Origin of the sequence: Mesorhizobium sp. M0768, assembly GCF_040320195.1 — a bacterium.
In the GTDB taxonomy this organism is placed as follows: Bacteria; Pseudomonadota; Alphaproteobacteria; order Rhizobiales; family Rhizobiaceae; genus Mesorhizobium.
In genome coordinates this window covers 1-956 of sequence record NZ_JAMYPD010000102.1, presented here as the reverse complement: position 1 = coordinate 956, position 956 = coordinate 1, and the positions used below count along the sequence as shown (strand labels likewise).

2 protein-coding genes are annotated in these 956 nt (G+C 63.9%); both read right to left on the bottom strand.

Translation table 11 applies throughout. The features are described 5' to 3' along the window. A partial coding sequence (locus NKI08_RS34495; protein ID WP_352775971.1) for a branched-chain amino acid ABC transporter permease occupies positions 1-792 on the bottom strand: 792 nt, incomplete at its 3' end. Continuing rightward, positions 792-956 (bottom strand): ABC transporter ATP-binding protein C-terminal domain-containing protein (locus NKI08_RS34490; protein WP_502899706.1); only part of this gene is annotated, 165 nt, incomplete at its 5' end. The genes NKI08_RS34495 and NKI08_RS34490, both read right to left, overlap by 1 nt.

Genomic DNA, 956 nt, shown 5'->3' with positions numbered 1-956 from the left:
AAAGGGTCCGAGGTAGACCTCGGCGAGCTTCTCGCTGGCGCCGATGATGAGGCCGCCGACGATGGCGCCGAGGATAGAATCGAAGCCGCCAAGCACCAGCACCGGCAGCGCCTTCAGCACGATCAGCGACAGCGAGAACTGGACGCCGAGGCGCGCGCCCCACAAGAGCCCCGCGACCAGTGCCACGAACCCCGCGGCCGTCCACACCGTTCCCCAGATCCGGGGCAGCCGCAGCCCGACGGCGAGCGCCGCGAACTGGTCGTCTGCGACGGCGCGAAACGCTAGGCCGACGCGGGTCCAATAGAAGAATGCGCTCAAGCCGGCGACCATCGCCGCGGCAATGCCTGCAGCAAGAAGATCGAACGACGATATCAGGATACCGCCGACCTCGAACGGCGTGTCGTCGATGCCGAGATCGAGCCCGTGCACCTGCGTGCCCCACACCAACTGGGCAGCGCCTTCAATGATGTAAGACAGGCCAAGCGTGGCCATGAACAGCGTCATCGGCGAGCGATTGACCAGCGGCCTCAGCACAGTTCGCTCGATGGTGAAGCCCAGCGCAACCATGACCGCGAGGGTAATGAGCATTGAAAGCGCAAACGGGATGCCGCGTTCGACAAGGCTGACAAAGGTGAGTGCGGCGAACAGCACCATCGACCCTTGCGCGAAGTTCAGCACGCCCGACGTCTTGTAGATCAGCACGAAACCGATGGCGACGAGCGAATACATGACGCCTGAGAGCAAGCCACCGACCAGCACCTCGATGACGAAGAGGAAATCATAGTAGCTCATCAGATGCCCTCGCCATCTTCGCCTTCGGCGGTGCCGATATAGGCCCGGATCACCGCCGGATTGGCCCTGACCTCGGCCGGTGTCCCGTCGGCGATCTTGCGGCCGTAGTCGAGCACGGCGACGCGGTCGGAGAGCCCCATGACCACGCCGATGTCGTGTTCGAT